This window comes from Caballeronia udeis (genome assembly GCF_001544555.2).
Lineage (GTDB): Bacteria > Pseudomonadota > Gammaproteobacteria > Burkholderiales > Burkholderiaceae > Caballeronia > Caballeronia udeis.
The window spans coordinates 1-20,585 of record NZ_FCOK02000104.1; the positions used below are offsets into that span (position 1 = coordinate 1).

The following is a 20,585-nucleotide window of genomic DNA, read 5'->3' on the forward strand; positions in this document are numbered from 1 at the left end:
ATCGCCGCATCCACCGACAGCGCGCCCGACACCAACCCCGTGCGGTACAGGTCTTCGATCGCGAACATGTTGTACAACGCGAGCGCCGTGGAAGCCTGCGTGCCGTTGAGCAGTGCGAGACCTTCCTTAGCCTGCAGCGTCATCGGTTCGAGGCCGGCCACGCGCAGCCCGTCCAGCGCACTCGCGCGCTCGCCGCGGATGGTGACTTCGCCGATTCCGAGCAGCGCCGTCGACATATGCGCCAGCGGCGCCAGATCGCCCGATGCCCCCACCGATCCCTTGACCGGAATAACGGGCAGGACATCGGCGTTGAACAGCGTGATCAGCGCGTTGATGACCTCGCGGCGGATGCCCGAATGCCCGCGCCCCAAACTCGACACCTTCAACGCAATCAGTAAACGCACGACCGGTCGCGACATGGGCTCACCGACGCCCACCGCATGCGACAACACCAGGTTGCGCTGCAACAGTTCCAGCTGATCGGCGGGAATATGGGTGCTCGCCAGCCGGCCGAAACCCGTGTTGATGCCGTAGGCCGGCTCGCCCTTGGCGGCGATGTCGGCAACAGTTTTCGCGGAGGCGTCGATGGCAGCGAAGCTGGCCGGATCGAGTGTCAGTGCGTCCGAGCCGCGGGCGATCCGGCGCAGGTGTGCCAGCGTGAGGTGGCCGGGGGTCAATTTGATCATCGCAAGTCCTGTCTATACAAGTTGCGGCCCAGTCTAAACAAACAAATGCCCCAAAACAAGGCCTGAAAACACCTAATTCGCATTTTCAGGGACCGATCCGGTGGTTTTTCCGGCCAGTTGTCTATACAGCGCGTAACCGTTTCTCCATCCGGAAGTTAGTCAGCCGCTGGCCCCGCAGCACCACCGCTTGCGAGCGGATGACCTGAAAACCGCGCGTTTCAAAAAACGGCCGCGCGGTGATGCTTGCGTCGGTGTGGAGGATCGCCAGCCGCTGCGCACGGGCCGCGTTTTCGACCGTATCAAGCAGTGCGCTCGCCACGCCCCTGCGCAGGCAGGCCGGATCGACGAACAACATGTCGATGTGCCCGTTGCTTTCGAGATCGGTGAACCCCGCAATGACATCGTCGATCAACGCGACCCATGTGGGCCGGTCAAGCCGGCGGCGCGCCCAGACATCCCGGTCCGCTTGCGCCCATGACGCGATCTGCCCCGCATCGTAATCACGCGACGCCACGTCGCGCACCGAGCGCAGGAACACACTCATGACCGCGTCCAGATCGGCGGCTTCATAACGCCGGATGACAGGTTGCATCGATGAATACACGCGTTCTCAACGCGCAAGCGAAACCGTCGCGATACCCAGGATGGTCATCACGACCGACGCCGTCACGTGAATCGCGATTTCGCCCGCGGCCCAGCCGTAGCGCCCTTGCTGCAGATGCGCGACGACTTCGGCCGAGAACGTCGAGAAGGTGGACAGGCCGCCCATCAAGCCGGTGATGACGAAGAGCCGCCATTCCATCGATACCCCGGGGAAACGCGCGAACCACGCCACCGCCACGCCGATCACATAGCCTGCGATGACGTTCGCCGCCAGCGTCCCGAGCGGGAGATTGGGGAACAACGCGTTCAGGCGCAGGCCGAGCACCCATCGAAACAGGGAACCGAGCGCGCCGCCAATACCTACAGCCAGGATCGACAGGTACATGAGCGAAGGAGAAGATCAGGGAGAGGCGAACGCAAGGCGCTCGATGAGGTCGTCACGGCTGGCGGCGATAATTGTCTCGCCGGAGACCGAAAGCCGCGCGATCCAGGTGCCGTCGCGCCGCTGTTCCCACTCGCCGCATTCATGGCCGTCCAGCAGCAAGGAGCCGCGTTTGACCAGTTGAGGGTCGGTGGGATCGAGGACAGTGTCGTCGTTATGTTCCAGCTTGACGGTTCGCATGGGCGTTGCGCTCGCGCGCGGGGATACACAAGGGCGTAATCATAATGGAGCGCAGCAGGAACCCCATACAGAATGCGAGAAAGGATGAAAGTGCCAAGGCGCCTTTCATGCACAATACGGGTCGCACTTCGTTCGCCTTTTTATGGTCCACACAGCCCGCATGAATCTAGACACCATCCTGGACAGCTTGCAGCAACACTATCCCACGCAGCATTGGGCGCAGTTCGCGCTCGGCGTGCTCACGCTCGTGCTGTCGGCGCTGTTCGCGCAGTGGGTCGTCGCGCGCATCGTGCTGTATCTGGCGCACCGCCTGCTCGTGCTGACTGAACGCGAAGCGTGGGACAAGGCGCTCGCCCGGCATCGCGCGTATCACCAGCTTTGGTACGCCGTGCCGTTCGCGGCAGTAGCGATCGGCGTGGGCGAGGTGCCGCACATCGGTCACGTGGCGGACGTGATCGAACGGCTTGCGCACGCCGGCGCATGGGTCTGCGTCTTCTTCGCCCTGGGCGGCGCGCTCAGCGCATGGCAAGACGTGTACGCGGCAAGCATGGAGGCGCAGACACGCTCCATCAAGGGCTACATCCAGATCGGCAAGCTCGCGCTCGCGCTGATATGCGGCGTGCTGGTGTTGTCGATCGTGATCGACCGCTCTCCGCTCTGGATGCTGTCGGGCCTCGGCGCGTTGTCCGCGGTGCTGCTGCTCGTGTTCAAGGACACGCTGTTGTCGCTGGTGGCAAGCACGCAGCTCACATCGAACGACATGCTGCGCATAGGCGACTGGATCGAGATGCCGCAATCCAATGCCGATGGTTTCGTGAAGGACATTGCGCTGCATACCGTGAAGGTGCAGAACTGGGACAACACGGTGACCACCGTACCCACGTACAAGCTCTTTTCGGAGAGTTATAGAAACTATAGGCAGATGTTTGAATCGGGCGGGCGGCGTATCAAACGCACGCTGCGAATAGATGCCACATGCGTGCGTTTTCTCACCGATGAAGAAACCGCGCGCCTCAAACAATTCCGCTTGCTGCACGACTATCTGGAAGAGAAACAACTCGAAGTCGACCAGGCGAACAAGAACCTCGGTGAGCTGGCGAGCGAGCCCGCCAATCGGCGGCGGCTGACGAATATCGGCACCTTCCGCGCATATGGGCTCGCGTATCTGCAGCGGCATCCGGAGATCAGGCAGGACATGTCGATGATGGTGCGCATGATGGAACCGCAGTCCGAAGGCATTCCCGTCGAGGTCTATTGTTTCACCGCCGTCACTGCATGGACACAATACGAACGCATTCAGGGCGATGTGTTCGACCATCTGCTGTCGATCCTGCCGGAGATGGGCCTGCGCTTATATCAGGCGCCGTCGGGCACGGACATGAGCGGACTGGTCAGCGGGCTGATGATTGGAAGTGGCGCAGGCAGTGCCGGAAGCAGAAGCGCCATTGGCGGTACGGACAGCGGCCGTTTGCGCGGCGAGTTGCCCACGGTCTAACTGGAGAAGCAGGCAAGAATCAGCGATTTTTATGTATTCACGCGATGCTTCCCGATGCCTAAAGTGTGAACCTTGCCGGCATTCCTTCTGCATCACCTGAAGGTGCTCGCCGGTCATCGCATTTATCGCTTCTACAGGAAAACTCCCGTGACCGATCGCGTTCATGCTATGCGTGTTTTCATCCGTGTCGTCGATACCAATAGCTTCTCACGCGCCGCCGAATCCCTCGGCATGCCCCGTGCAAGCGTGTCGACGACCATTCAGCAACTCGAGGCGCTGCTCGGCGTGCAACTGCTCGCGCGCACTACGCGGCGTCTCAATCTCACGGCCGAAGGGGCCGAGTGCTACGAGCGCTGCGTGCGTATTCTCGCGGATATCGACGATCTGGAAGCGGGCTTTGTCGGCCGCGAAGAGCGTCTGCGCGGCCGTCTGCGCATCGAGATGCCCGACACGGTCGCCACCGCGCTGGTCGTACCCGCGCTGCCTGATTTCCACGCGCGTTATCCGCATATCGAGTTGTCGATCGGCATCTGCAACCGCGCCGTCGATCTGGTTGGCGAAGGCGTGGATTGCAGCGTGCAGCTTGGCGAATTGCCGGATTCCGGGCTGATTGCACGGCGGCTCGGCAGCTTTGAGCACGTGACTTGCGCCACGCCCGCGTACCTGGAAGCGCACGGCACGCCGAAGACGCTCGACGAACTCGCGCAGCACATCGCGGTGAACTGCGTGTCGGACCGCACCGGCCGGCCGTGTGATTTCGACTTCGAAGTGGATGGCGAAGCGGTGGCCGTGAAAATGGCAGGTTTTGTTCAGGTCACCGACGAACACGCCTATCTCGCGTGCGGCCTGCAAGGGCTCGGGCTGATTCAGCCGCCGCGCATTGCCGCATTGCCCTACCTGCGTTCCGGGCAACTGCGCGAGGTGCTGCCGCAATGGAAGTCGATGCCCATGAATGTGTCGGTGGCCTTCGTCAAGAGCCGGCAAGCCGCGCCGAGGGTCAGCGCGTTCGTGGACTGGCTGGCGGAATTGTTCGAGCGTTCGCAGGAAATGGACGATACGCTCACACGCCTGTTCCGGACGGCTCGCCGCCCGGTTGCCGCTCCCGCGAGGGCCGCGGCGCCCACACCTGCAGCCCGCGACGAGGACGCGCACGAAGAAACCGCCAGCGAGTCATGACGCAGGCATGACTTCTACCCAGGCGCTCACGCCGGCCTGACCGGCTGAGCCGCCCCCTCGCCGGCCACCGTATTCCACTTGCGCACCTCCCAGCGCGTGACCAGCCCCTCGGTCACATACGGATCGGCCCGCGCGAATGCCTCCGGCACCGCGGGCGAATCCGCCTCGAACAGCAGCATCGCCCGGTCGACGGGCGCCTCCAGCGCCCCGCCCAGCAACAATTCCCCACGCGCAGCCGATGCCCACGCCACCGTCAGATGGCGGTCACGGAACGCCGTCCGGCGTTCGAGATAATCGGCGCTCAGTTCATAGATCAATAGAAAGTGCATGAGTTTGTCTCCTGTTACAGGCAGTACTGCGCGTCGCAATTGAACGATCGTGCCCTATGTAAAACACGCTGTAAGACCTGGTATCACGCCTAAACTGTATGCCGGAGGCCGTGTGTGCGATCATTGCGACACTTTCGACTTTGACCTTGCCTCAAGTTGGCGAATTGTTCGTGACGCCCAGGATTCCAGCGGCGTCGGATGCTCGCCCAAACGGGCCTGTCCCGCGGCTTTTTCGCCTCCGGGATCCCCGGCTGAAGGGTTAATCACTCTCGCCGAGCTTGGGTTTTCGCCGTTACTCCTCTTCAACATCCGGCCGTACGCCAATCGTTGAAGTTTAAATTCACCCGGCGCTCGTCATACGCATTTCGCCGCCTGTTCAAGGGGCAAGTTTGAACAACATCGGTTTCGCGCTCGTCGTGGTGCTGCTCCGCGCGCTCGCTCACCTGCCCTACGGCCTGGTCGCACGGTTCGGCAGCGGCCTTGGCGCGCTGCTTTATTGCATTCCCAGCCGTCGAAAACATATTGTGCAAGTGAATCTGCAATTGTGCTTTCCCGGCAAGACCGACGCCGAATACGAATTGCTCGGACGTTCGCATTTTCGTCACGTCGTGCGCAGTTATGTGGAGCGCGGCGTGCAGTGGTTCGGTTCGGCCCGCGCTATCGAAAAACTCGTGCAGCTTGAAAGCCGTATCGATCTCGACGACGAAAACTCACCGCCCACCATTTTCATGGGTTTCCACTTTGTCGCCATTGAAGTGGGCTGCATGCTGTACTCCATGAAGCTGCCCATCACCGCGCTTTATACGCCGATGTCCAGCAAACGGCTCAACACGCTCGCCGTCGAACAACGCGGCCGTTTCGGCGCCGACATGGTGATGCGCGCCGACAGCGCCCGCCGCATCCTGAAGCTGCTCCGCAAGGGCGGTTCGGTGATGCTGGCCGCCGACATGGACCACGGCATTGAAAACTCGGTATTCGTGCCGTTTTTCGGCGTACCGGCCTGCACACTCACGTCGGTGTCGCGGCTTGCGCGGCTTGGAGGCGCGCGCGTGGTGCCGTTCGTGACCGAAGTGCTGCCCGACTACAAGGGCTACAAGATGACGATCTTCGAGCCGCTCGCCGACTTTCCCTCGGAAAGCGACGAAACCGACGCCCGCCGGATGAACGAATTCCTGGAATCGCAAATAGTGCGTTTTCCGGAACAATACTACTGGGTGCATCGCCGCTTCAAACACCGGCCGGAAGGCGTAGCCAGCGTGTATTGAACCTGTCCTGATCAGTCGGGCTTGCGGAAGTCGTTGTCCACCCAGGCCTGCGCGCTGGTCTTGCTGAGCTTGAATCCCGCGGACACCCGCACGTGGGCAAGCAGCGCGCCGAACGAGTCGAGCGCCTTCAGGTCCGCGTAGGGATCGTCCTCATCAGGGACGATATCAAGCGACACCGTCACATCCTCGCCGTCCGCGCGAACCGTAAAATCCTTGTGAAGCATTGCATGGCGCTGTTGCTCATGCCGGCGCAATACTTCGGACGCCGTCTTGACCAGCGTGCGGAACGCGTTTGGATCGAGCGGCTTGGGGTTCTTCTTGTCACGTCCCATGGTCCAGGGGCCGGTGAGCGCCGGTTCGGCTTCGCCGTCCTTGATCATCTCGACCGCCCAGCCGTCGTCATCCTCGTTCTTGATCACCCGCGCGGTCCAGCCGTCGTCGCGCCAGAGGCGGTCTTCATAGAGCGTGGTGTCTTCGTCGGTATGGGGATCGGGGGCTGAATCGGTCATGGAAATAAGAAACTCGAGTTGCATGAAACACTGTGGGAGCACGAGAGTGTTGCACCGTGCATAAGCGACGAATTTTAACCTGCAAGGAGGGGCGGCATCGTCGAAAATGCCCACACGCTGGCCGATCGGTCTACTCGACGGGCACATTGCATGCCGCCTGCTGCTTTTGTTGCAGGCGTGTTGCACGCATAGGTGCGCCGGCGTGCGCCCGGATATCCGGTTATCCGGGCGTTTCGCCAACGGCATTTCGCCAACACCATGGAGGAATCAATGCTTTCACTTATCGGTACCATTATTGTCGGCGGCATCATTGGCCTGATTGCGCGAATGATCAAGCCGGGCGACGACAGCATGGGCTGGATCATGACGATCCTGCTTGGCATTGCCGGCTCGCTGGTCGCAGGTTATGTCGGCCGTGCGCTCGGCTGGTATCACGAAGGGCAAGCTGCGGGGTGGATTGCCTCGGTGGTCGGCGCCATTGTCCTGCTGTTCGTTTGGGGACTGGTCGCGCGCCGCCGGACCTAAGCCGGACCTGATACACGTGAGACCCGAATTGCGTCTGAGCGCTCGGGTCAGGCAAAGGGCTGTTCCAGGCTTCGTTGGAACAGCCCTTTTTATTTTGTTCCCCGGAGGTCAGACGCCAATCACGCATTCAACCCCGACTTCAGGAACAGCACATGCCGGGGCGCGAAGTGCGCGTACAGCGGAAGGATTGCGCCGCCCATTGCCCGGGCATCGGCGCCAATCTCGCCTTCCACCAGCCTGGGCCGCACCATCCCCTGCCAGTCGAAGGCATCGAGCGCGGTATTGGTCCGGGTCAATACCTCCCGCAATAACTGGCGATCCAGTTCCCCATCGATCACGATCGCATCGACGTCGACCAGTGCCGCCGCCGTTGCAATGGCCGCGGCAAGCGCCGGGCAAGCGGCATCGAGCCAAGCCTCGCACAGGGGCCACAACTGCGCCGACAGCGCTCGTTGATCGTGAGCGGCGGCGGCGGGAAAACCGGCATCGGTGAAGCGCTTCTCCAGCACATAGATTGACGCCACGTTAAGCAACTGCGGCGTGCCTTCGCTCATCAGCGGGAACGACCCGATAGCACCGGCATTCCCCTTGGGCCCGGCGTGCAGCCGTCCATCGATGACCAGGCCGCCGCCAATGAACGTGCCGATAAACACGTAGAGAAAATCGCCCAATCCGCGCCCTTGCCCCATCAGCAATTCAGCGGCGCAGGCGGCAGTCGTGTCCTTCGCGAACTCCACCGGTAACGTGGTCAACGCCTGGACCCGCGCGCTGATATCGATCTCGTTCCATGCGGCGAAGACATCCGGCGGGGTATCGAAGAAATTGCGCCAGCCGCCCAGCCACAACGGCGCCGCCACGCCGATACCGACCACCTTCGCAGCGTTTTTGCCCAGCGCGGCCATCATCTGGTCGATCTTTCCGCTAAGCAAAGCGAACACCGTCCGCGGATCGGGATACGCATACTCGATCACATCACGCGCGTGCACCTGGCCCGCAAAATCCATGGTCAGCACGTCGAGACTGCGGCGCCCCACCTTCACGCCGATGGAAAACGCCCCGTCCGCGCGCAGCGAGATGGGTACCGACGGCTGCCCCATGCGGCCCTGCACACGCGTCCTGGCTTCCCGCGCGAGCAAGCCGTCATCTATCAGACGATCCACGATCAGCGACGTGGTCTGCGTGCTCAGGTGCGTCAGGCGCGCGATCTCGGACTTGGGTAGCGGCCCGTGGACACGCACCGCCTGCAGCACGATGCGCTCGTTCATCTGCCGCATGCCGGCCGGCTTCGGCGTTGTCGTGCTTGACGACGTTGAAGACGTCATAGGGGATCAGGCGATGGCCTGCACGTCGGCCTGCTTCGCACCGGTCATGATGGCCACGGCTTCCGACATATGAATATCTTTCGTGTTGACGAGCGCCGCGCGCCGCCCCAGCCGCTGGATATGAATGCGGTCGGCGATCTCGAACACATGCGGCATGTTGTGGCTGATCAGGATCACGGGCAAACCGCGATCGCGCACGCGCCGGATCAACTCCAGCACCATGTTCGATTCCTTCACGCCGAGCGCGGCCGTCGGTTCGTCGAGGATCACCACATGCCGCGCGAACGCTGCGCTGCGCGCCACCGCCACGCCCTGGCGCTGGCCGCCGGAAAGTGTTTCGACGGCCTGCTTCATCGAGCGGATCCCGATCTGCAACCCTTCCATATGCGCGATGGCTTCCTGCAACATGCGCCGCTTGTCGATCATCATGAACAGGGAGCCGAGAATGCCGGGACGCCGCAGCTCGCGCCCGAGAAACAGGTTTTCCGCGATGCTCATGGCGGGGGCGACCGCCAGGTCCTGGTAGACGGTTTCAATCCCTTGCGAGCGCGCATCGAGCGGACTGCGAAAATGCACGGGTTTTCCATCCAGCAGGATCTCGCCTTCATCAGGCACGAGCGCACCGGACAACGCCTTGATCAGCGACGACTTGCCGGCGCCGTTGTCTCCAATGACCGCCAGGATCTCGCCGGGCAACAGTTCGAAATCGACGCCATCCAGCGCGGTGACGGAGCCGTACCGCTTGATGACGCCGCGGGCTTCCAGAACGGGTTTGATTGTGTCGTTCATGAGCTTGGCTCCTCAGGCGCGGGGACGCGCAAGTTTGTCTGCGGCGACCGCGAGAATCACCAAAATGCCGGTGATCAGAATCTGATAAACCGACGACACGCCGATCAGCGTCAGGCCGTTTCGAAACACACCGACAATCAACGCGCCCAGCAAGGTCCCGACAATCGTGCCGCGTCCGCCAAAGAGACTGGTGCCACCGAGTACGACGGCCGTGATGCTGTCCAGGTTCTCGGTCTGGCCCGCCTGAGGATCGCCCACGCCGGTTCGCGCCACCGACAACAACGCCGCGATGCCGTAGAAAAAGCCCGCAAGCGTGTAGACGGTGATCAGGATCTTTTGGGACGAAAGTCCCATCAGCCGTGCTGCTTCCGCGTTATTGCCGAGCGCGTAGAGATGGCGGCCGGGCACGGTATCGCGCAGGACAAACCACACCACGAGGTACATCAGCAGGGTCAGCACGGTGCCATACGTGACCTCCGCGCCGCCAAGATGAAAGGTGTTGCCGAAGAACATCATGGCGTCGGGCAGGTTCGAGATGCTCTCGGCATTCGAGTACACCTGCGTGAGCGCGAACGCTATGTTGAGCGTCCCCAGCGTGACGATGAACGCCGGCAGCTTGATCTTCGTGATAAGCGCACCGTTCAGTAATCCGAACAAAGTGCTGGCGGCCACGCCGCAGATGATTGCGAGCACGGGTGGCACGCCCATGGTGACGGCGAATTTCGTCATCACGATCGAACCGAAGGCCATCACCATGCCGCATGACAGATCAATGCCGCCGGTCAGCACGATCAACGTCTGGCCGATCGCGATCACCGCCACGACCATGGTTTGCTGGAGAATCAGCGAAAGGTTTTGTATCGATAAGAACCGGTCGCTTTGCCAGATGAAAAACGCGCATGCGATCACGAGCGCCACTAGCGGGCCGATATCGGTAAGCGAAGGCAGCCGGTCGGAAAACGTCGCGCGGCCGGCCGCGGGAGAGGTGGATTGCGTCATGACTCGGGACCTCGACAGCAACATCGAAAAAAAGCGCCGCGCGGGGCTTGGGCCTGAAAAGTGGAAGGCTCAGGTCCGCGCGGCAGGTTCAAACGCGGTGCGACGGCTTACTTGTTGCCCCAGCAGTTGTCCAGCCCGAACTTCGTGTCCTTGGAGTCCACGCCGGAGACGGGTTTGTCGGTGATGAGCGTGACGCCGGTGTCGTGGTAACCGGTCGCCTTCTTGCCCGTCTTCGCGTACTCAATGCCTGCCTGCACCCCTTCCTGCGCCATCAGCAGCGGGTATTGCTGCGAGGTGGCGGCAAAGCTGCCGGCCTTCACGTTACGCACCCCTTCACAACCGCCGTCAATGGACACGATCATCACGTCCTTGTCCTTGCCGGCTGCCTTGAGCGCGCGATATGCGCCGGCCGCGGCCGGTTCGTTGATCGTATAGACGAGGTTGATGTCGGGTGCCTTCTGCAGGCAGTTCTCCATTGCCGTCTGGCCTTTCGACTGGTCGCCGCGCGTGTCCTGGCTGCACACGACCGACGGGTCGCCTTCCTTCACCCCGAAGCCCTGCAGGAAGCCGTTATGACGCAGCACGCCGACCGTTACCCCGGGCGCGAGGTCGAGCGTGGCGATCTTCGCGGGCTTGCCGGCGAAGGAGGCTTTGGCGTATTCGCCGATCAGCACGCCGGCCTTGAAGTTGTCGGTGGCGAAGAGTGCGTCGGTGGCGTCTTGCGGATCGGTGGGTGTGTCGAGAGCAATCACGAGGATGCCTGCTGCGCGGGCCTTCTTGAGCGTCGGGACAATGGCCTTGGTGTCGCTGGGCGTGATGAGGATGGCTTTGACGCCGGCCGTCATCATGTTTTCGACCGCGGTCACCTGGCTTGCGTTGTCACCGTCGAACTTGCCGGCTGCCGAGATCAGTTTCACGCCGCCTTTGGCAGCGGCCGCTTCTGCGCCCTGTTTCATCTTGACGAAGAACGGATTGGTATCGGTCTTGGTGATCAGGCCGATCGAGATCTGATCAGCCGCCATTGCCGCGCCGGAACCAACCAGCGCCGTCACTGCAAGTCCGAGGAAGGACGCACGTGCGACAGCACGCCGAAGATTTTTCATGTCTCGCTCCAAAGGTTTTTATTCGCCCGCGGCTTCGAGAGGAAGCGCACCGAACGAGTTCGCCGACTAAATCAATTGACTTTATTTAGTACAGCAGCGCCGTGGAGACAAGTCAAGAAAATGAAGCGAAATCCATTTGCTGCAAAGCAACATTGAAACGATTAAACCGCTTGGAACATCAATCGGGGCAGTGCAGGGGGTGATTGTTGCGTCGCGTCTACGTAAAAACACTGACGGATGAAAAAAGGGCTAAAAAAGCGATGAATTGAATTGTTTTCTGGTTTTTTATCGGGTTATGGTTTACCAGCATTCTTGCCAACCTCCCATCCTGGTCACCTGCACCATGAGCGCACTCGAAGCCCTTCACGCTATTGTCACTGACGAAGAATCGCCCCAGATCATTCGCGACCACATTGTGGATTCGCTGCAGTTTGCGTTGCGCAACCAGCCCGGCTTTTTCACGACGAAGGAAGTGCAATGGCTGGCGCAATGGGATGACACGCGCATTCCCATTGCGGCGACAAAGATCCTGAACGGAATGAAAACGACCTGAAGGTTTCGCGCTCGCGCCGGTGGGCGGGATTTGGGATCTGGCGGGCCGTAATTCAGGAAAACAACCGACAACCGCGCAGACCACGCTGCTAATCCAGCGGGAAGTGAAGCGGCAAATGCGCGTGAGGCTGTGCTGATCCGTAGGCGTTGGTGGTTACCCGAGAGCACTGGTGGCGAAGCGTGTTCATGTCAGGATTCGCGAGAAGGAGGGGTTCACACATCCGTCGCTCTGGCGAGCACCGTGCTTTTGGGGCACCTATGAATAGAAACTGCACGCTGTGGACACTTAGGGTAGTGCGGTTAAAAGCGTTTTCTTTGCTTCGTTTCTTTGTCGCTAAGGACCAAGAAATGACGCGCCGCCACGCGCAGTGGCTAATAGTGATAAAGAAATCAGCCAACATATAACGCGCGAAGGCCTTGAAAGCAGCAACCCGGCATTGACTCAGACCGCTAACCCTGAAACCTGGCAACCCGGCACCAAGCCCCCACGACATCCCCTCTTAATGCAAACCAGCCTTCGCCGCTGTCACATCGAAAGTAAAGGCCAGACTCTTATCCTGCACGACAATACTATCGATAAACTGGACCACGTCTAAATCCTTCACAAAACTCGCCGCCGATGAAGCGGCAAGAATCGCACTGGCTTCCTGCGGTTTGGCAATAAGATATCCCTGTACGTAATCCACGCCAATTTCCTTCAGCGCGCGCAGCGTATCCACATCCTCGACCCACTCGGCCACGCTGCGCATTCCAAGATTGCGAGCGAGCGCGACAATAGCTTCCACAATAGCGATATCAGCCGGATGCGCACACATTGTCCGGATAAACTCGCCGTCGATCTTGAGTGCGTCCGCGGAAAGATCCTTGAGGTATTTAAACGATGTATAGCCCGCGCCGAAATCGTCGAGTGCGATCTTGCCGCCCATTTCATGCACTCGCGCGATAAACCGCTGCGTATTGCCGAGATCATGCAATGCGACGCTCTCGGTAATCTCGAGACACAGATAAGGCACGAATTGCCGGAAGCGCGCAAACAAGGCAAAGACGTCTTCCATGAACTGCTCGTCATTCAGCGAACCGCCGCTGAGATTGACGCAAATGAACCGCGTATTCCTGAGCGATGCCTGATGTTTCTCGATCCATTCGAGCAGCGTGGTGATCACCCATTTATCGATAGCCGCAATGTTGCCGGACTCCTCCGCCGCCACTATCACCTTGCCCGCCGGCAAGGTTGCGCCATCTGGCGCACGCATGCGCAGCAGCACTTCGAAATTCAGCGACTCGGTGGGTGCGGTGAGCGACATGATGGGTTGCATGACGAGGAATAGTCCCGGAGGCAATCGATTGCGCCCAAGCGTTTCAACTAGCCTCAATTCTTCTGCACGCTCCTCGAACGCGGCCGCTCCCTTGCGATACGTCACCATCCGCGCGTTCGAACTCTTCTTGGCCTCGCGGCACGCGCGGTCCGCATGCGAGAGCGCGTCCTGCACACGCACGCCATGCGAGCACTCCACCAGCCCCACCGAGGCCTTCACCTGGAACGCTCGGTTGCCGACCTGATAGGGCGCATCGCTCAGCGCGCTGATCAGGTGATGACAACAATCGATAGCTTCGTCTATCGACATGTCGCTCATCACGCAGACAAACTCGTCGCCGCCAATCCGCCCGAAGGGAAAGCCGGCCGAGAACAACGCCCGCGTGCGCGTGGCGACCTGCTTCAGGACCTCGTCGCCGGCACGGTGTCCGAACAGGTCGTTGACGAGTTTGAAGCGATCCAGATCCACGTACGCGAGCGCCCAGGCGGCCCCTTCCTCGCTCTGTGCGGCGATGGCCTTTTCCACGCCGCGCCGGTTGAGCGACCCCGTGAGCGGATCGTGCTCGGCCAGGAAACGCAATCGTTCGACGGCCTTCGAGCGTTCCGTCACGTCCTGCAGCGAACCTTCGATCCAGCCGTTCGAGCGAGTCGCTTTCAGCAGGAAACGCCGCTCGCCGTTGCCGTGCGAAGCCGCGCCGCCCATTTCCAGTTCGCCCTCACTTCCCTTCGTAGCCAGCGCCTGCAACGCGCCCCACGCGCCCGATTCGAAGTAGTCGTTCCAGTGCCGCACCTTGTACTCGGTCTTCTGCAGCGAGAGCATGGATCGCAACGCGGGATTCGCGCGCACGAAGTGCCCCGCGCTGTCGAGCGTGAAGAGACCGATAGGCGTCACGTCATAGGTGTTGCGCAGTTCCGTTTGCGCCTGCCGCCGGTGCTCGCGTTCGGCGCGCATCTGCTCGGCGATCGCGAAGGCGGCCATCATGCTTGACGACAACGCCGCCATGACGGTGCTCACGCCGCCCGAAAGCGACTTGATGCTGAACGCGGCGCCCAGCACATCGGAGAACGTGGCGAACAATACGATCGCGAGCGACCCGACGTACCAGAGCACGGTGCGCGAGCGGGCGAGCCAGACGATCCGGGCGAGCAAAAAGATCAACACGCCTATGCCGATCCCACCCAGCAGCCAGAGCGCCGGGATAAAGCGCGAATAGGGCAGCGCAACGGAGCACACCAGCAGGGCGATGCCGATGTATTGGCCAACTCCAAGCAGCCAGCGGTACCCCACCACTTTCAGTTCTCGACGGAACAACTGGCTGAAAAGCGCGCCGGTCAGCAGATAGTAGGCAGCGAAGGTGAATTGACGCAGCGGCTGCAAATACTCCGGCGGGATCGAGCGGCCGGTCCACTGCATGTCCCAGCCCATCGCGTTCGCGCACAGCCGCAGATTGCCGACCAGCCACGCGGCGAAAATCACGTACGTCCACTCGCGGTTGATCAGCGCAGTGACGAACACGAAGACGGCGAGCGTCAGCAGGCCGCCTCCGATCATGCCTGAGCTTTCCTGAAAATCGAGCGCGGAGGTGCGCAGACTTTGGGCGTCCCAGGCGAGCGCGCTGATCTGCGCGGGACCGGAAAACGTGCCCCGGCACACGACTTGAACGGATTCCGCGAGATTACCGAGATCGATGGAGAAACCCGCCTTGACGGCGCGAATTTCATTGGTGGCGCCCTGCCGGCTCGCCGTGCCGAGCGGCTGCAGCGTTGAGGCTATCCAGCAGGAAAGAGTCTGCGCGTGACGCGACGGCAGTTCCACGTACGAGGACTGCTCCTGACTCATATTGGGAACGTCGAATGAAAACCAGATGGGCGTTTCCGCCAACTGCGTGCTGAAACGGCCAACCTTGGCCTGGTGTTCAAGCGCCTTCAGGGCGCCGGCGGGATCGAGCGTGCCGCCGGTGTCTTTAACGACGCGCAGCGCCAGCGGAACGGCGCCGTTCGATTCGAACTGGTGCGGTGCCCACAGGAGGGTTGCAACCGTACCCGCCGCGATCAGCGCCGGAACAACGAAAACGGAGAAGGCGTACAGCAGCCGATCCATGAATGAACCGGCACGCGCGTACTTTGATCGCGAAAATAAAGCAACCGACGCCATACCTGGTGTTTCCCCTGGTTGCATGAGCCCACGCCGCGCGGACGATGGCAGCCTCTCGAACCGCCATCGCCTCGTGCTATCCCGCGCCAGCGTACGACCGGGCTATTGTTTGTTACCTGCCATAAGCAACCTGCGGAGCTTCCGGGCATCCTACCGTTTCTCGCTCGAAAGATAAATCTGCCGTCCGCAAATCGATATCAGGATGATGCGTTTGAAACACGAACTGGAATAAAGGATGCTTCGCCTCCTCCCAGCGCCGGCGCGCAACGCCCACTTCGCCGGCCAGAACCCGATGCGGCAAATTGCCGACATGCTCCATCGGAATGAATTGCCGATCGCCGAAGACATCTTCGAACAACATGGCTTCATATTCGCGATCGAGCGGTGAGCGCGCGGTGATTACCATCCAGTCGATCTGGTGCTGCTCGCAATATAAGAACAGGGATTTGAATAGCATCATTTTCACCACACGTCCAATCGTCCCGCCGGCCACGCCCAGCCGGGTAGCCTCCGCGAGACGGCCCGTTTTTAACCAGCCCGGCAATTCGACCGATCCCTGCACATCGAGCGGTGCATATTCGTTGGTTTGAATACGCATGGTGCCGAGCGGCTCGCCATCGAGTTTCGATTCAGCAAGCAAAATCGCCGTACCCGCATCGCGATCACACGCTTCGATTGTCATTCTCTCCGCAAAAGCCGGCAAATGGCGGCCATACGCCACCCGCCGGATCCTTACCGCTTTCTGAAGATCGTGATCTGCCGACACGATACGAACTGTGAACGGCATGGACTCGGGTTTCTTGAGCGCTTGTACCGCGGCAATCTCAAGCTTCCGGGTACGTTCACCGTGTTCAATAAGTTCACTACGAAAAGCGCTGCTTTGATCCGCGTGATTGAGCTGTTCCATTTGTGCTACCCCATTTTTGGCGAGAAGGAGGATGCCGTGGAACGTTTGACTTCAAGCAAACGAAACACACGACAGATTTAGTCTCGCCCAAAGCCAATTGATGGGGTGCGTGCTACCAGATAAATCTTTATAGAAACTTCAAAAAATTCTGTATTTTCAGTGCTTTTCGTGTTCGCCGACCCGAATCGTCCTTACGCATTTCGTATCATGAAAAATTTCTCGCGAGGACGCGTGCGTCCCATGCGTGAATGCCGATTTCTTTCGCGATTATTTATGGTAACAAACTTCCAAATTCACGTTTTCGATGCACTGTCGCAGGCGCTGCACCGCTTCTGTGCTCATGCATATATATAACGGATTTTCTATCGGCAACTTTATAGCTCGGGGCGATTAGCGCACGAGCGCAGCGGCCGGATCGTCACTCGGGAAAACACATTTATAGAGAGTGGGGAGTATTAAACCGACGAATACAGGCCGATGTAAAAAAGCCATTATGGCAATATGGAATTTGCTTATGAAAACCGGATGCGATTTGCGCGTTTATGGTGATACCGCGTAAGGAATCGGAAGAGAATTCCACCTTGGGCGGGATGACTTGGGGATGACTTGGGGATGACTTGGGGATGATTTGGCGGCGAGATTTGCCGAACGAAGGAGATTGGAACAGCGGATGCGAGGCGCATCCGCTGGATGAGCGGTCGAGGGAACAGGCCGCGGCCCGATGCTTCAGTCTTCGTCGTCGAGCCAGGGAATGTCCACGTCGGTGATGAACGCCACCATGGCGAGCGGGCGCCCTTCTTGACGGCCGATCTTGCCGTCCGCGCGCTGCCACTCGCACCGGAACACGGTTGCCGGGGTGTCGGCCATCAAGGTCACGGTGCGCAGTTCGTCCGGGTCCGCGTCTTCCACCGGGCCATCGAGCGACACCAGCAGTTGTTGCGGCCACATGCCGTCGGCCGGATCGTAGATCTTGTCGCCGTCGTGAATCACGACAAACGCTTCCACGCCAATGGTTGCCGAAGCCTCCACAATCATCTTGCCAAGCGCGCGCAGCACGGCTGTTGCACGGGCGGAGTTGGCCTGGCGAATCGCGAGGTCGCCACGCGTCAGCGCCTGCTCCAGCTTGGGATTGGTTTTCTGTTGGGCCATCGGTTCGCCTCCGTAACTTGATTCACTATTCGACGAGCATCGCCCGCCGGCTTGCAAGGCGCGATCGTACCATTCCTGTCCCAAATTTACCGTCCGGCAGGCCTTCCGCAGGACTTTTAGCGTCCCCCGCAAACGCCCGCCCATCAAAGCTGCCAGCGTCCGGCCAGCGCGTGGCATGATGGCGCCACGCTCAAGCTGGCCGCAATTTGATCCGATAAGATGTCGTCCGGCCTCATGCGTCGCCGAGCCCGTCCCACTCACACGCGCAAACAACAAAATGTTCGAATTGTTCTTGGCTCGGGTTCTTGCAGCCGATCTGACCGGGCAAATTCACCGCCGTTGCACGACGGAGCGGAAAGCGGCCCGGCTCATGCCGCTCGTCATGCCGCTCGTCATGCCGCTCATCCTGCGCGCCTTTTCACGATTCGTCGCGGGATGTGTTGCACCAGCCGCCGTGGCGGCGCTGACCGGTAACGCGGCTCTCCAGGCAGCAGCTTCCTGATGCGGCGCGCACTTGGGAAATCTCCCCCGCAGACCACGTTCGACGGCATCCTGCTCTGCTCGCACTTCCAGCCGATCTACAGCTTGCCCCACCAGCGCCAGGTCGGTTACGAAGCCTTGTTGCGCGGCATTGCACCCGGGGGCGCTCTGCTGGGGCCGTTCGAACTGTTCGCGAAAGCGATCGTGGAGCACTCGACCGGTGCGCTCGATCGCCTGAGTCATTCAGCCCACCTGCACAACGCCGCTCAATGGCTGCCCAGCCAGACCTGGCTTTTCCTGAACGTGACTCCGCCAAGCTTCATCGATCCGGGGTATGCGCGCCAACTCGCCGACCTTGCGCATGAATCGGGCGTGCGGCCGGAAGAAATCGTGATCGAGTTGCTGGAATCGGGCGGCAGCGACGTCTGCGCGTTCGCCCATGCCACCCAGGCGTTCCGGTCGCAAGGCTTCCTGGTGGCGGTCGACGACTTCGGTGCCGGGCACTCGAATCTGGATCGATTGCTGACCTTGCGGCCGGACATCGCGAAACTGGATCGCAGCCTCATCCATGCGCATCAGCCGGACTTGCGCGAGTCGGTGATGCCGAAGCTGGTGAGCTTGCTGCACGAGGCAGGCATGCTGGTGGTGGCTGAAGGGATAGAGACGGAGGAGGATTTGCTGCTGGCGGCGCGCTCGGGCGTGGACTTCGCACAAGGTTTCCTGTTTGGTCAGCCCGGTCCCGGACACTCGCCCGACGAAGCGGCAACGCAGCAAATAGAAACTGTCTTCGATACCCTGGCTCACACGCGCAAGACCCGCGAGCTTGCCATGGACTTGCTGCTGATGCCGTACCGGACGCGCTTTGCAGAAGCCGCCGAACGGATGTGGGGCGGCGTTTTGCCCGAGCACGCCTGCGAGGATCTGCTGGCGCTGCCGTGCACCTTGAGCTGCTTTTTCCTCGATCAGGGCGGCCGCGAATCGATCCCGGCGATAAAAGGCGCCGGTGCGGCGCCCGTCGCTGCGCGCCTCGCGCCGCTGGGCAGATCAGCGATCGGCCGCTGGGACAACCGGTCGTATTTCGTCGATGCCCTCGCCCAGCCGCAACGGCTGATAGTCAGCACGCCGTATTTATCGGCGACCGGCACCGGACTCTGCGTGACACTGTCCATCTTCATCAATTATCGCGGCGAACCGCTGGTGCTCGGCGCGGATCTCAACTGGGAGCGCCTTGCAGCAACCGCGGCCGGGTTGCTGCCGCCTTCAGCCTAGCGTTGGCGTTGGCGTTGGCATCGATGCCAACGCTTGCGCCAGATACTCGCCGCCCGCTTTCAACGCAGTCACGTTGCCAGGCTCGAAGGTCCAGTGGCCCGCCGCATCGACGATGGATAGCTGCGCGCCCGGCCACACGTCGGCGAGGGCCTGCACCTGATCTGCCGGGCACACCATGTCAAAGCGGCCGTGTACGAGCACGCACGGCAAATGCGCAATCCTGCCAATACGCGGCAACAACGGCTCCGGCGGCAACTCGTGCGCCATGTAGTGATGCTCCAGCAGCGACATCGAGATGGCCGCGGCGTTGGCTTCACGCGTAGCTTCGGGGCTTCCCTGCCCGGCTTGAGTTGCGTCAGCCCGGGGCGCTTCGGGTAGCGCGGCGGTGGTTTGCGCGGCATCGGTTTGGGCAGCCGCGACCGGGACCTCGGCTATCGATTCCTCGACTTTCGATTCCTCGACTTTCGATTCGTCCTTACGCGCTGGGTCAGCCCTCTTCGTCTGCGCGGGTTTATTCACTACCGATAACGTCGCCTCGAAGCCCGACCACGCACGGGCGAGCTTGATGCCGGCGTCATCGAAACGGGCGAGCGGCGCGCCGGTGAGCGCCAGGATCTCGGCGGCATTGCGCGGACGCTGGCCGCTCGCGGTCTCGATCGCATCCAGGAACGCCCGGTGTGCGTCTGGAAACACGCGCTGCACGTCCCACAGGAACCAGTCGATGTCCTCCTTGCGCGCGAGAAAAATCCCGCGCAGCAAAAAACCGAGGCAGCGTTCGGGATGCGTCACGCCGTAGCTGAGCGCGAGTGTCGTGCCCCACGAACCGCCGAACAGCGCCCATTTCTCGATTCCGAGCGCGATCCGCAGCTTCTCCATATCGCCGACAAGATCGTTCGTGCCGTTGTGCTCCAGCTTCCCGAACGGCGTGGATTTGCCGCAGCCGCGCTGGTCGAAGAAAATCATCCGCCACTTCGATGCATCGAGGACATCCCCCCACTTGAGGTTCATCGCGCCGCCGGGACCGCCGTGGACAATCAGCATCACGGGGGCGTCCTTGGGCCCTTGCGCACGCCAGTACATGGCGTGGCCATCGCCAACATCCAGCATGCCGTCCTCGAACGCAGGCGCCGGCTCGGCGGCCGGACGGCCGGATACCTCATTCGTCAACCCGCTCTTCACTTCGCTGTTTGCTTCGTCCGTCATTGCAACTCCGTTAAAGAGAGACCGGTGCCTCTCTGATTGTCATCGGGCGAGCCGTAAGAGGCGCCTCAGGGCTGAATCCGGGACACGCGCCGCCGCACACGCTATCCTTCGGGTTTCGCCGCCGGGCTCGAG

At 61.1% G+C, this 20,585-nt stretch carries 21 protein-coding genes; 7 read left to right on the forward strand and 14 right to left on the reverse strand.

What is annotated here, in order from left to right:
* The 4 genes from AWB69_RS40830 to AWB69_RS40845 all read right to left on the reverse strand — a co-directional run.
* A partial coding sequence (locus AWB69_RS40830) for an aromatic amino acid lyase (protein ID WP_197500443.1) occupies window positions 1-686 on the reverse strand: 686 nt, incomplete at its 3' end.
* 121 nt (window positions 687-807) lie between these two features.
* Window positions 808-1,278: a GNAT family N-acetyltransferase gene (locus AWB69_RS40835; protein WP_062092453.1), complete on the reverse strand. Its 471-nt coding sequence runs from the start codon at window positions 1,276-1,278 to the stop codon at window positions 808-810.
* An 18-nt stretch (window positions 1,279-1,296) separates the two neighbouring features.
* On the reverse strand, window positions 1,297-1,674 hold the full coding sequence (crcB, locus tag AWB69_RS40840) for a fluoride efflux transporter CrcB (protein ID WP_062092454.1): 378 nt from the start codon (window positions 1,672-1,674) through the stop codon (window positions 1,297-1,299).
* Between the two features lie 15 nt (window positions 1,675-1,689).
* Window positions 1,690-1,911, reverse strand: a complete 222-nt coding sequence (locus AWB69_RS40845) for a hypothetical protein (RefSeq protein ID WP_062092455.1) — start codon at window positions 1,909-1,911, stop codon at window positions 1,690-1,692.
* A gap of 160 nt (window positions 1,912-2,071) precedes the next feature.
* Between AWB69_RS40845 and AWB69_RS40850 the strand changes: the two genes are divergently transcribed.
* Window positions 2,072-3,406, forward strand: coding sequence for a mechanosensitive ion channel family protein (locus AWB69_RS40850; RefSeq protein ID WP_063978021.1), 1,335 nt, complete (start codon window positions 2,072-2,074; stop codon window positions 3,404-3,406).
* A 147-nt stretch (window positions 3,407-3,553) separates the two neighbouring features.
* Window positions 3,554-4,582 carry a LysR family transcriptional regulator gene (locus tag AWB69_RS40855; protein ID WP_082913816.1) on the forward strand — a complete coding sequence of 343 codons (1,029 nt, stop codon included), beginning with the start codon at window positions 3,554-3,556 and terminating at the stop codon, window positions 4,580-4,582.
* A gap of 26 nt (window positions 4,583-4,608) precedes the next feature.
* On the opposite strand, the gene AWB69_RS40860 is transcribed toward AWB69_RS40855, so the two are convergent.
* The gene (locus AWB69_RS40860; RefSeq protein WP_062092456.1) at window positions 4,609-4,911 is read right to left on the reverse strand and encodes a YciI-like protein; all 303 of its coding nucleotides are present in this window, start codon (window positions 4,909-4,911) and stop codon (window positions 4,609-4,611) included.
* Between the two features lie 389 nt (window positions 4,912-5,300).
* Here AWB69_RS40860 and AWB69_RS40865 point away from each other — a divergent pair, with 389 nt between their 5' ends.
* A complete protein-coding gene (locus AWB69_RS40865; protein WP_156529155.1) occupies window positions 5,301-6,176 on the forward strand; it encodes a lipid A biosynthesis lauroyl acyltransferase in 876 nt (291 codons plus the stop codon).
* An 11-nt stretch (window positions 6,177-6,187) separates the two neighbouring features.
* On the opposite strand, the gene AWB69_RS40870 is transcribed toward AWB69_RS40865, so the two are convergent.
* Complete coding sequence (locus AWB69_RS40870) at window positions 6,188-6,685, reverse strand: hypothetical protein (protein ID WP_062092457.1); 498 nt, start codon at window positions 6,683-6,685, stop codon at window positions 6,188-6,190.
* Window positions 6,686-6,955: 270 nt separating this feature from the next.
* On the opposite strand from AWB69_RS40870, the gene AWB69_RS40875 reads away from it, so the two are divergent.
* Window positions 6,956-7,210: a GlsB/YeaQ/YmgE family stress response membrane protein gene (locus tag AWB69_RS40875; RefSeq protein ID WP_062092458.1), complete on the forward strand. Its 255-nt coding sequence runs from the start codon at window positions 6,956-6,958 to the stop codon at window positions 7,208-7,210.
* A gap of 119 nt (window positions 7,211-7,329) precedes the next feature.
* On the opposite strand, the gene AWB69_RS40880 is transcribed toward AWB69_RS40875, so the two are convergent.
* The 4 genes from AWB69_RS40880 to AWB69_RS40895 form a co-directional block, all read right to left on the reverse strand.
* Window positions 7,330-8,532: an ROK family transcriptional regulator gene (locus tag AWB69_RS40880; protein WP_062092459.1), complete on the reverse strand. Its 1,203-nt coding sequence runs from the start codon at window positions 8,530-8,532 to the stop codon at window positions 7,330-7,332.
* A gap of 6 nt (window positions 8,533-8,538) precedes the next feature.
* Window positions 8,539-9,321, reverse strand: coding sequence for an ATP-binding cassette domain-containing protein (locus tag AWB69_RS40885; RefSeq protein WP_062092460.1), 783 nt, complete (start codon window positions 9,319-9,321; stop codon window positions 8,539-8,541).
* Between the two features lie 12 nt (window positions 9,322-9,333).
* Window positions 9,334-10,320 carry an ABC transporter permease gene (locus AWB69_RS40890; RefSeq protein ID WP_062092461.1) on the reverse strand — a complete coding sequence of 329 codons (987 nt, stop codon included), beginning with the start codon at window positions 10,318-10,320 and terminating at the stop codon, window positions 9,334-9,336.
* Between the two features lie 107 nt (window positions 10,321-10,427).
* Window positions 10,428-11,342, reverse strand: a complete 915-nt coding sequence (locus tag AWB69_RS40895) for a sugar ABC transporter substrate-binding protein (RefSeq protein WP_407923083.1) — start codon at window positions 11,340-11,342, stop codon at window positions 10,428-10,430.
* Window positions 11,343-11,766: 424 nt separating this feature from the next.
* On the opposite strand from AWB69_RS40895, the gene AWB69_RS40900 reads away from it, so the two are divergent.
* Window positions 11,767-11,976 (forward strand): hypothetical protein, encoded by a 210-nt coding sequence (locus tag AWB69_RS40900; RefSeq protein ID WP_062092476.1) that lies wholly within the window; start codon window positions 11,767-11,769, stop codon window positions 11,974-11,976.
* A gap of 499 nt (window positions 11,977-12,475) precedes the next feature.
* Here the strand turns inward: AWB69_RS40900 and AWB69_RS40905 are convergent, their stop codons facing one another.
* From AWB69_RS40905 to AWB69_RS40915, 3 genes are all read right to left on the reverse strand, one after another.
* A complete protein-coding gene (locus AWB69_RS40905) occupies window positions 12,476-15,445 on the reverse strand; it encodes an EAL domain-containing protein (protein ID WP_062092463.1) in 2,970 nt (989 codons plus the stop codon).
* Between the two features lie 112 nt (window positions 15,446-15,557).
* Window positions 15,558-16,352 (reverse strand): N-acyl amino acid synthase FeeM domain-containing protein, encoded by a 795-nt coding sequence (locus tag AWB69_RS40910; protein WP_062092464.1) that lies wholly within the window; start codon window positions 16,350-16,352, stop codon window positions 15,558-15,560.
* A 726-nt stretch (window positions 16,353-17,078) separates the two neighbouring features.
* Complete coding sequence (locus AWB69_RS40915; protein WP_062092465.1) at window positions 17,079-17,501, reverse strand: hypothetical protein; 423 nt, start codon at window positions 17,499-17,501, stop codon at window positions 17,079-17,081.
* A 277-nt stretch (window positions 17,502-17,778) separates the two neighbouring features.
* Between AWB69_RS40915 and AWB69_RS40920 the strand changes: the two genes are divergently transcribed.
* Both AWB69_RS40920 and AWB69_RS40925 read left to right on the forward strand, forming a co-directional pair.
* Window positions 17,779-18,003, forward strand: coding sequence for a hypothetical protein (locus AWB69_RS40920; protein ID WP_062092466.1), 225 nt, complete (start codon window positions 17,779-17,781; stop codon window positions 18,001-18,003).
* Window positions 18,003-19,250, forward strand: coding sequence for an EAL domain-containing protein (locus AWB69_RS40925; protein ID WP_062092467.1), 1,248 nt, complete (start codon window positions 18,003-18,005; stop codon window positions 19,248-19,250). The genes AWB69_RS40920 and AWB69_RS40925 overlap by 1 nt, the downstream gene beginning before the upstream one ends.
* On the opposite strand, the gene AWB69_RS46510 is transcribed toward AWB69_RS40925, so the two are convergent.
* The gene (locus AWB69_RS46510) at window positions 19,242-20,453 is read right to left on the reverse strand and encodes an alpha/beta fold hydrolase (RefSeq protein WP_082913814.1); all 1,212 of its coding nucleotides are present in this window, start codon (window positions 20,451-20,453) and stop codon (window positions 19,242-19,244) included. The genes AWB69_RS40925 and AWB69_RS46510 overlap by 9 nt on opposite strands.
* Between the last annotated feature and the right edge of the window lie 132 nt (window positions 20,454-20,585).

Coding starts and splice junctions, on each gene's coding strand:
- crcB (WP_062092454.1), bottom strand. CDS start 1,674: ATGTACCTGTCGATCCTGGCTGTAGGTATTGGCGGCGCGCTCGGTTCC.
- AWB69_RS40875 (WP_062092458.1), top strand. CDS start 6,956: ATGCTTTCACTTATCGGTACCATTATTGTCGGCGGCATCATTGGCCTG.
- AWB69_RS40845 (WP_062092455.1), bottom strand. CDS start 1,911: ATGCGAACCGTCAAGCTGGAACATAACGACGACACTGTCCTCGATCCC.
- AWB69_RS40860 (WP_062092456.1), bottom strand. CDS start 4,911: ATGCACTTTCTATTGATCTATGAACTGAGCGCCGATTATCTCGAACGC.
- AWB69_RS40915 (WP_062092465.1), bottom strand. CDS start 17,501: ATGGCCCAACAGAAAACCAATCCCAAGCTGGAGCAGGCGCTGACGCGT.
- AWB69_RS46510 (WP_082913814.1), bottom strand. CDS start 20,453: ATGACGGACGAAGCAAACAGCGAAGTGAAGAGCGGGTTGACGAATGAG.
- AWB69_RS40880 (WP_062092459.1), bottom strand. CDS start 8,532: ATGACGTCTTCAACGTCGTCAAGCACGACAACGCCGAAGCCGGCCGGC.
- AWB69_RS40895 (WP_407923083.1), bottom strand. CDS start 11,342: ATGGCGGCTGATCAGATCTCGATCGGCCTGATCACCAAGACCGATACC.
- AWB69_RS40885 (WP_062092460.1), bottom strand. CDS start 9,321: ATGAACGACACAATCAAACCCGTTCTGGAAGCCCGCGGCGTCATCAAG.
- AWB69_RS40910 (WP_062092464.1), bottom strand. CDS start 16,352: ATGGAACAGCTCAATCACGCGGATCAAAGCAGCGCTTTTCGTAGTGAA.
- AWB69_RS40925 (WP_062092467.1), top strand. CDS start 18,003: ATGCGGCGCGCACTTGGGAAATCTCCCCCGCAGACCACGTTCGACGGC.
- AWB69_RS40870 (WP_062092457.1), bottom strand. CDS start 6,685: ATGACCGATTCAGCCCCCGATCCCCATACCGACGAAGACACCACGCTC.
- AWB69_RS40900 (WP_062092476.1), top strand. CDS start 11,767: ATGAGCGCACTCGAAGCCCTTCACGCTATTGTCACTGACGAAGAATCG.
- AWB69_RS40850 (WP_063978021.1), top strand. CDS start 2,072: ATGAATCTAGACACCATCCTGGACAGCTTGCAGCAACACTATCCCACG.
- AWB69_RS40835 (WP_062092453.1), bottom strand. CDS start 1,278: ATGCAACCTGTCATCCGGCGTTATGAAGCCGCCGATCTGGACGCGGTC.
- AWB69_RS40890 (WP_062092461.1), bottom strand. CDS start 10,320: ATGACGCAATCCACCTCTCCCGCGGCCGGCCGCGCGACGTTTTCCGAC.
- AWB69_RS40920 (WP_062092466.1), top strand. CDS start 17,779: ATGTTCGAATTGTTCTTGGCTCGGGTTCTTGCAGCCGATCTGACCGGG.
- AWB69_RS40905 (WP_062092463.1), bottom strand. CDS start 15,445: ATGGCGTCGGTTGCTTTATTTTCGCGATCAAAGTACGCGCGTGCCGGT.